3 protein-coding genes and 1 pseudogene are annotated in these 9199 nt (G+C 74.3%); all 4 read right to left on the bottom strand.

The window, feature by feature from the left end; genetic code table 11:
* Window positions 1–706 (bottom strand): annotated as a pseudogene (locus NH287_RS14195) (transglutaminase domain-containing protein); the annotation flags it as partial.
* Window positions 703–2043 carry a DUF58 domain-containing protein gene (locus NH287_RS14200; RefSeq protein WP_253036129.1) on the bottom strand — a complete coding sequence of 447 codons (1341 nt, stop codon included), beginning with the start codon at window positions 2041–2043 and terminating at the stop codon, window positions 703–705. The pseudogene NH287_RS14195 and the gene NH287_RS14200, both read right to left, overlap by 4 nt.
* Window positions 2040–3032: a MoxR family ATPase gene (locus NH287_RS14205; RefSeq protein WP_064001698.1), complete on the bottom strand. Its 993-nt coding sequence runs from the start codon at window positions 3030–3032 to the stop codon at window positions 2040–2042. Before NH287_RS14205 ends, NH287_RS14200 begins: the two co-directional genes overlap by 4 nt.
* Before the next feature lie 32 nt (window positions 3033–3064).
* On the bottom strand, window positions 3065–9040 hold the full coding sequence (locus NH287_RS14210) for an Ig-like domain-containing protein (protein ID WP_253036130.1): 5976 nt from the start codon (window positions 9038–9040) through the stop codon (window positions 3065–3067).
* Window positions 9041–9199: the final 159 nt, after the last annotated feature.

Genomic DNA, 9199 nt, shown 5'->3' on the forward strand with positions numbered 1-9199 from the left:
CCCCGGAGGCGGCGGCCGCCGTGGCGAGGGCCCGGCGTCGGTCGTGACCGGACCGCCACACCACCGCGACGAGCGCCGTGACGACCGCGGCGACACCGAGCAGGGTCTCGGGCTGCACCGCGACCGGGCCGAGCCGCACGGGCGAGGCGAGCGAGCGCGCGCCGAAGGCGACCCCGAAGACGGCGGGCAGGAGCGCGAGGGCGACCGCCGGCATCCACCGCCGACGACTGCGCCACGCGATCGACAGCGCGGCTACCGTGCAGCCGAGGAAGAGGAAGAGGGCCGGGGCGAGCGTCGCCTGATACGACCCGAGCGGGAGTTCGAGGGTCAGCAGGTCCTTCCACCCCGTGACGGGGGCGGTCGCGACGTCGACGAGGGCGTCCACGGCGGCGTCGGGCGAGGCGAGCGACACCGCCGCGGCCACCGGCACCCCGAGCGCGATGTACGCGCCGAGGGCGGCGAGGGCGACCCACCAGCCCGACCAGCGCCAGCGGGTGCCGAGGGCGGCCACGAGGTGACCGGCGGCGATGCCGACGGTCAGGGCGACGACGAGGGCGGTGCTGCGGTAGATCGGCCAGGTCGCGACGGCCCCGACGGCGAGGACGAGATCGAGGACGAGCGCCTGGCCGACGAAGAAGCCCGCACGCGACGGGTTCCGGCGCCGCCGGGCCCGGCGCGGCGGGACGACCTCGACGGGGGCGGTCACGACTGCGCGCCCTTGGCGAGCAGCTGACGCAGGTCGTCGAGCAGCCCGATGGAGATGACGGTCATGCTGCCGAGCCGCCGGATGCCGGGCTCGGCCGTCGGCGCGCACACGAGGGCGACGACGGCCACCTCGGGGCCGAAGGCGAGCGCGGCGCTCTGCAGCTGCGTCGGGGTGAGGGGCGATCCGCAGACGAGGAAGGCGATCGACGCGTCGCCGTGGCGCGTCGAGGCGAGCGAGGCGACCTCGCGCAGCGGACTCGGGTTCACGCCGCGGTCGAGCCCGGCGAAGTCGTCGAGCAGGGTCCGGGTCGAGATCGTCGTGAGCGTTCGGAAGGTCCGCATCCGGCCGCGCGCGAACTCGGGGATCTCGGCACCGGTGACGACGGCGACGTCGCGGATCCCGCGGACGCCGATGGATGCCGCGGCGCTGACCGCGAGCTCGAACTCGTCGTCGTCGGCGAACTCGTCGCCGCCGCGCCCGACCACGAGGATCATGCGGGAGCGGCGGGTCTCCTCGTACTGGCGCACCATCATGGCGCCCGTCTTCGCGGTCGACTTCCAGTGCACCTGACGGGGGGAGTCGCCCGGGACGTAGGGGCGGAGCGCGTGGAAGGAGAAGTCGGCGTCGACGATCGTCCGCGAGGGGCTCCCTTCCAGGTCGCGGATGAGCCCGGTCGCGGTGCTGCGCAGCGCCGTCGTCACCGGGTGTACGTAGAGCGTGTGCGTCTCCTGCCACGTCGCTTCGCGGGTGAGGATGCCGAGGGGGTCCCCGCGGACCGTGCGCGCGGGGCCGACCGTCACGATGCCCCGTCGGCGCGTCGGGATGACGACGGTCTCGGCGATCTCGTGCCGGGGTCGCAGCAGGGGGACGTGGACGTCGACGAGCCCGTCGCCGACGGGGAGGTCGACGCGACCGGGCAGGGCCGTCCGGCGGCCCACGTTCGCCACGACGAGCCGCCCCTCGACGGGTGTGCCCGCCACGACGCGGTCGTGGGCGAGGCGCAGGGTCACCTCGTAGGCGCGCGCGCCGAACAGGAACGGCACCGACAGGAGCAGCAGGAGCGCCGCCGCCCCGCCCGCGACGGCGAACTCGAGCAGCCCGAAAGCGAGGCCGGCGGCGAGTCCGATCACCGCCACGGCGACGACGACCCAGCCCGCGGGCGAGACGGTGTCAGCGACGGAGCGCCCCACGCGGGCGGCCGCGCGACGCAGTCGGCGCCACCCGTGCAGGCCCCGGACGGCGAGCACGGTGGTGCCCCGTCCGGCCTCGAAGCCCGTGCGGGTGTACCCGGTCGCCGCCGACGTCCGGGTCAGTCGCGACTCGGTGGACGAACTCACACGTTCTCTCGCTGACCGCGGTCGTCGGCGCGCTCCTGCTGCGAGGGTGGCACGACGTCCAGGAGCACCTGGCCGACGACCGCCTCGGCGGTGACGCCGTCGAACTCCGCCTCGGGGTCGAGGATCAACCGGTGCGCGAGCACCGGGACGGCGAGCGCCTTGACGTCGTCCGGGGTCACGTAGGTGCGGCGGTGCGCGAGCGCCCACGTGCGGGCCGCCTTCGTGAGGGCGAGGGCGCCGCGCACGCTCACGCCCAGGCGCACCTCGCGGGCGAGCCGGGTGGCCTCGACGATGCGCGCGATGTAGTCCAGGACGAGGGGGTTGAGGTAGCCGCCGCGGGCGATGTCGGCCATGCTGACGACGCCCTGCGGCGTGATGACGGGGCCGACCTCGCGCGGGCCGTCGCCGGATCCGTCGAGGATCCGGATGGTCGCGGCACGGTCGGGGTAACCGAGCGAGGTCTTCATGAGGAAGCGGTCGAGCTGCGCTTCGGGCAGCCGGTAGGTGCCGGCCTGCTCGACAGGGTTCTGGGTGGCGACGACGAGGAAGGGGACGCCGACGCCGCGCGTGACGCCGTCGACGGTGACGTGGCCCTCTTCCATCACCTCGAGCAGCGCCGACTGCGTCTTGGGCGACGCGCGGTTGATCTCGTCCGCTAGCACGACGTTCGCGAAGATCGGTCCCTGGTGGAACTCGAACTCGCCGCGGCGCTGGTCGTAGACGGTGATCCCGGTGACGTCGCCGGGGAGGAGGTCGGGGGTGAACTGGATGCGGGAGCTCGTGCCCTGCACCGAGCGCCCCATCGCGCGGGCGAGCGAGGTCTTGCCCGTCCCCGGGTAGTCCTCGAGCAGCAGGTGCCCCTCGGAGATCATCGCCGTGAAGGCGAGCTCGATGACGTGGCGCTTGCCGAGCACGACCTGCTCGACGTTGTCGACGAGCTTCGTGAAGGTGTCGGCGAACCAGGCGCTCTGCTCCTGGGTGATCGTCATCTCGGTCCTCTCGGGTCGCGTGGCGGGGGAGGTCATGGTCCCTCCGTGCCCGGCGGCGTGGTCTCGGTGGGATCCGGGTCCGTGGGGGGAGGTTCGGCGGGCGGCGGGATCTGCGCGCAGTCGACGCCCACCGTCAGCTGGTCCAGTTCGCGCAGGGCGCCGGTCCACCGGATCGTGTACTCGACCCGCAGCGGTCCGAGTTCTCCCTCGGTGACATCCTTGCGGACGGATGCCACTTCTCCGCCGATCCCGCTCGGGAACCAGTCCGGGGTGTCCTCGTCGGACCGGCACGACGGCAGGTCGCTCGTGGCGACGAACACGGGCCAGTCGGCGCTGCCGCGGGCGGGCACGATGGGGGTCGGGTCGGAGCATTCGACCTCGATGCCGACGAACGTGTCGCACCACTGCGCGGCCCACCGGTCGCCGGGCTCGTTCAGGCGCGGGGCGAACGCGTCGACCACCTGCCCGTTGCGGAGGTACCGCAGGCGCGCGTCCTCGAACGGCCGCGCGCCCGGATCGCTGTGGGCGTTCCCGTCCTCGTACGTCTGCACGGCGTAGGTGAACCCCGACCCCTGGTCCCCGGTCGGGGTGGGCGACACGGTGTAGGTGAGCGGATCCGGTGCGCTGACGTTGCCCGTCGGGCGCGCGGTGATCTCGTCGGTGGTCACCCCGAAGCCGTCGCGTCCTCCATAGGTGCTCGTGACGCAGACGTAGACCGTCTTGGAGCGGAAGGGCTCGGCCGGGAAAGTCCGGCGGGACTCGCGGCTGTCGGGGGTGCAGGCCGCGGCCGACTCGTCGCTGAACCCGAACAGCGGCTCGGTGCCGTCGCTCTCGGCAGTGACCTGCGCCGTGACCGTCATGGAGTCGGAGGACGTCGTCTGCGTGAGGGTCACGGTCGGGGCTCCGACGCCGTGGGCGCGCAGGTCGAGGGAGCGCCCCTCGCTCGACCCGCCGGCGACGCGGGGCAGTTCGAACTCCGTGAGCGGGGTCGCCGTCAGAGTCTGCGCCTCGTTCGAGCCGATCCGGTAGCCCGTGAAGACCGCCGTGCCGTCCCGCACCGGCTGAGTGGCGCTGCCGGCGACGCCGCCCTGCAGTCGCACGCTCCCGGTCGTGTCGTCGAGTCCCGTGATCGTGACGGTCGCACGTCCGCCGTCGCGGCCGTTCGGCACGGGGTCGAAGCTCGCTCCGGTCGGCCGCGCCGGCGGGCGGTACGACCACGCCTCGGTGCGGACCGTGCCGCGGGAGGTGCCCACGGCGTTGACCGCCCGGACCTCGTAGACCCGCTGCTCGCCCACGGGCGCGGCGATGGGCTCGCACCTGCCCGAGGCCGGGCACGAGGCGACTTCGCGGCCGCCCGTCGTGATCCGGTACCCTTCGACGGCCGGGTAGGAGGCGGCATCCGAGGTCACCCGCAGGGTCACCGAATCCGCCGTGTAGGCGGTCCATTCCAGTCGGGTGGGGTCGGCGGGCAGTCCCCGCAGGTCGAGCACGACCGACCCGTTGCGATCGCCGCTGGACTGGCGGCCCTGGGCGTCCTCGACGACGAAGGTCCCGGCGCAGCGCGCCGCCCCCTCGGCATCCGATCGCCAGCTCGCCCGCACCGCGCGGTCGCCCGCGGGCGCGAAGCTCACCCCGTCGCAGTTGCCGGCGCTCGACGCCGCGACCACGCGCAGGGGGGTCCCCGGGAGCGGGTTCACTTCTCCGTCGGCGCCGATCACCTCGATCGTGCACGAGGAGCGCCCGTCGGACTGCGAGCAGGTCTGCACCGCCGATCCGCCGCGCGGGAGCGCCGAGGGGGACGGGCCGACGGTGAGCACGAGGCTCGCGGGGCTCGCGTCGGGGTGGCTCGGGAGCGAGACCCGCACCTGCTCCTCGCGGCCGGGACGCGCCTCGTCGAGGGCCGTCACCGAGACGACGGCGCCGTCGGCGGCCACCTCGAACTGGTCCCCGCCGTAGGCGACGTCGAAGACGAGGGCGTCCTCGTCGGCGACGCCCGCCCACCGCACCATGCGGGTGAGGTCGTAGGTCTGCGTCTGGCCGGGACGGACGGCGAGCGAGGCGCTGCGCAGCGACGGCTGCGGGATCTCCGCCTCGACCTCGACGGGCAGCGCGAGATACGTCGGCTGGTCCTGGCCGGCGACGCGGGCCGCGACGATGCACGAATCCCGCCAGGGCGCCCCGCGCCCGGCCGCGTACCGCACGACGGTGCCCGACACGACGCGGCAGGAGGCGTCCGCGCGCGCCCCGCCGGCCTTCGTGCCGTCGGCGTCCACGACGAGGACGGCGTCGTCCGGCAGCGCCACGAGGTCGGCGACGTCCGTATCGACGCTCTCGCCCTCGCGCACGCGCAGCGGGTCGACGTCCGCGCGCAGGGCCACCCGGATGTCGTCCGTCCCGGGCACCCGCAGGAAGCCGTACGTCGTGACCTCTGTGCCGTCGTACGCGGTCCCTGCGACGGTGAAGGGGATCAGCCGGGTGCGCTCGGGGAGCGGCCCCGAGATCCGCCAGCCCGACACGCGGAGGTCCCGCTGCTCGCCCCACAGCCGCAGCGACAGTCCCGACGGGTCTCCCGCATTCCAGGCGACCCGGCCGCTCAGGACGTCGACGCCACGGGTGAAACCGTCGCGGTCCTCGATCGAGAGGACGGTGTCGGAGATCACGGGATGATCGGGGACGGGGTCGCGGACGACCTTCACCACGAGCAGCCCGATCGCGGTGTCGCCGTCGGCGTTGGACACCTCGTACGAGTACGAGACGGTTCCGAGGGCCGTCCCCGCCACAACGGTCACGGCGCCGTCGTCGGCGACCGCGATGCGCTCGGCCAGCGCGGCGTACTCGGGACTGTCCTCGGGCGCGTTCGGCGTGACGCCGGTCAGGTCGAGCGTGCTCCCGAACGGGTCCACGTCGTTGTCGGCCGGGCGGATGACGACGGTGCTGGCGGCTCCGGCCTGCACCTGGACGTAGTCGCTGAACGTGACGGGGCTCGGGTCGCTCTGCTGGGCGATGACCCCGATGCGCACCTCGCCGGTACCCGTGCGACCCCGGGCATCCTTCACCCGGTACTGGAACCGCACCTGCCCCGCGGCGCCGTCGCGGCTCGTGTAGACGATGGACCGGCCGTCGGCCGAGATCGTCGCCGAGCCTTCGGCGGGCTGGGTCGTGATGGCGTCGAGCGAGACGTCGTCGCCGTCGGGGTCGACCGCGTACCGGTCGAACGCGATCGCGACCGATTGGCCCGCGACGACCCTTCCCTCGAGGGTGCGGGGGACGGGGTCGCGGTTGTCGTCGCCGCCGGTGACCGTCACCGTGACCCGGGCGGTGTCGACCACCTCGGGGAAGCCGAGGCGGTAGATCGTGTACGTCAGCGCGTAGGTGCCCGCCTCGCGAGGCGCCAGGTAGCGCAGCATCCGTCCCGAGGCGAAGGCGAGGCCGCCGCCGGTCTCGTTCACGATCGACGACGGATCGATCGCGATGAGCGCGCCGGCGGGGGCGTGGTCGTTCTCCAGCACCGGGATGTCGATCTGCGTGCCGCCACGCACCGTCACCGTGTCGTCGACGGCGATGGGCGGTTCGGCGGATCCCGCCGGCAGCAGGATGACGGTGACCTCGCCCTCGGCCAGCGGAGCGCCGCCGTCGCGGCCGTCGGTGAGCCCGTAGCGCACGACGCCGAGGCGGCCCGGGCCGCCGTCGTCGGTCGTGCCGCTCACCCGCAGCAGGCTCTGGCCGACGAGGTCGACGCTGAGCGCGGCGGTCGGGTCGCTGTCGGGGCGGATGTCCTCGAGCAGCAGGACGACGCCGGCGGGATTGGATGCCGCCGACGCGACGTCGATCGTGGTGTCCTCGCCCGGGCGGACGAACGCCGTCAACGGGGGCGTCGTCACGACGGTGTCGTCGGGGTCGCGGACCGTGATGCGAGCCAGGGCGGAGGCTTCGCCCGCGCCGTCGCGGACGGAGTACTGGACGACGTAGGACCCCGCCTCGCGGGCGTCGAAGGTCATCCGCAACGCCGACGCGTTCGGGGTCACGGTCGTGCGCGCGGTGTCGAGGGCGACGAGCGAGCCGATCGTCAGCGCGCCCGAGGCGCCGCTCACGTGGGGGGAGAGGTCGATGTCGAGCGGCTCGCCCACGACACCCGTCGCCGCGAACGACTCCGCGCGCAGCTCGGGTGCCGGGGTCACGCGGACCGTGACGGTCTGCGTCGTCGTCGCGCCGCGCGCGTCCGAGACGACGACCGACACCGGGATGCTGGCGGCCTCCGTCGCACTCGGATCGGGATGCTGGTAGGTGAACTCGCCCTCGGGCGAGGTCGTGGCCGTCCCGACCGAGGGGGCGCCCTCGATCCCGGCGAGGTAGACGGGGTCGCCGTCGGGGTCGACCCAGCCGCGCAGCAGGTCGGCCGACACCGTGCCGCCGGGGGCCACGGACGGGGCGGGCCAGGTGGCGAGGCATCCTTCCACCCCGCACCAGACCGGGGCCGCGTTCTCCTCCTCCGCGACGACCCGCAGGGTGACGGTCGCGTACTCGGAGAGCCGACCCCCGGCGGACGTGCCGTCGGTGACGCGGTAGCGGAAGCTCGTGGTCCCGGTCGCGTCGGGCGCGACGCGGAACGCCAGCTGCTGCTCGGCGCCGGTGACGGCGACGGAGCCGAACGCCGCGTCGACCCCCTCGATGCCGCCGACGTCGATGCTGAGGACGTCCTCGTTGGGGTCGTGATCGTTCAGCAGAACGGGGAGCAGGGCGACCGAGCCGGCGCGCACCCCGAACGCGTCGTCGACGGCGACGGGAGGTTTCGGGTCGAGCACCCGCTCGACGGGATCGTCGTTCTGCGGCGCGGCCTCGCTGGTGTCCTCGACCCGCCACTGCTGAGACGACGGGATGAGCGCGCCGTCGGGAAGACGCCACACCCACCCCGAGCCGCGATCGTTCAGGGCCAGGCGCGAGCCGTTGCCGATGAAGACCGGGTCGACCCCGTCGCCGATGTCGGCGCCGGCGTAGTCGAGCGGCGTCGTCTCGGCCGGACGGCTGCTCGACCACAGCGTGCCGCCGGCGGCGCCGTCTCCGAGCCACGCGGCGTGCACGACGCCGTCCGAGGCCACGGGGACGGCCGGTGTGCCGAGGCCGGGGGAGTCCAGCACGCGCTCGGGATCGCCCGCGCCGAGGGGGATCCGCGTGACGCCGCCGGGGTCGGCGATGACGACGGCGTCCCCCGAGGTCGTGGCGCGCTGCAGCACCGCGCCGCTCACGGGCGTCGTGTCGGCGAGGTCGTCGCGGTCCTGCACGGCGACCTCGCCGGTCGCGACGTCGTACAGCACCCAGCGGCCGTCGACGGCGCTCACCTGTGCGTCGACGGGCGAGATCGGGGTCGGGTCCTGCCCCAGGATGCGACCGGTCGCCGCCTCGGCGCGCACGACCACGCTCTCGGCCGCCGAGTAGGCGTAGACGACACCGTCGGCGTCGACCGCGACGGCGGATGCCGCGAAGCGCGGCGCCTGCTCGCCGGGCTCTCTTTCCACCTCGGCGTACGGGTCGATCGGCGAGGCGGCGCCGCCCCCCGACAGCGTCGCCCCGAACACGCCGCCGCCCTCCGTGCGGTAGACGAGGGCGTCGCCCGCGGAGACGATCTCGACCGTGCCGGCGGGTGTCGGCGAGGAGGCGTCCTCGTCCTCACCGGTCAGGTCGGCGGGCTGGGCGAGATCGACGTCGGAGAACGCCGAGCCGCCCTCGCTGAAGACGAACAACCGGTCGGCGGTCTGCGCGACCTGGGTGCCGTTGACGACCTGTTTGACGGTGTCGACCTCGGCGAGGTCGAGGTTCACCCGTGCGTAGCCGCTGCCGGCGCCGGTCTGGAGAGCCCAGACCGTCGGGTCCTCGACCGGCGTCTGCTGGGCGTCGTAGCCGGGCCACACGGCGGCGAGCGTGCCGACCACCGCGACGATCGCGGCGACCGCGCCGGCGCCGATCCACGTCGATCGGCGCACGCGAGGCCGGTCGGGCTGGGGTGAGGACATTCAGCCCGCCCCGCCGAGGAGGAGGAAGGTCACCCCGGCGCCGGCGCCGGCCAGCACGATCCCGCCGATCGCCAAGGCGACGACGGTTCCGCGCCGCATCCGCGGGGCCGGTTCGGCGCCCGCGAGCACCGTGCCCTCGTCCGGGCGTCGCGGCGAGGC

The organism is Microbacterium sp. CnD16-F (genome assembly GCF_024124465.1).
Classification (GTDB): Bacteria; Actinomycetota; Actinomycetes; order Actinomycetales; family Microbacteriaceae; genus Microbacterium; species Microbacterium gawkjiense.

Coding starts and splice junctions, on each gene's coding strand:
- NH287_RS14205 (WP_064001698.1), bottom strand. CDS start 3,032: ATGACGATCACCCAGGAGCAGAGCGCCTGGTTCGCCGACACCTTCACG.
- NH287_RS14210 (WP_253036130.1), bottom strand. CDS start 9,040: ATGTCCTCACCCCAGCCCGACCGGCCTCGCGTGCGCCGATCGACGTGG.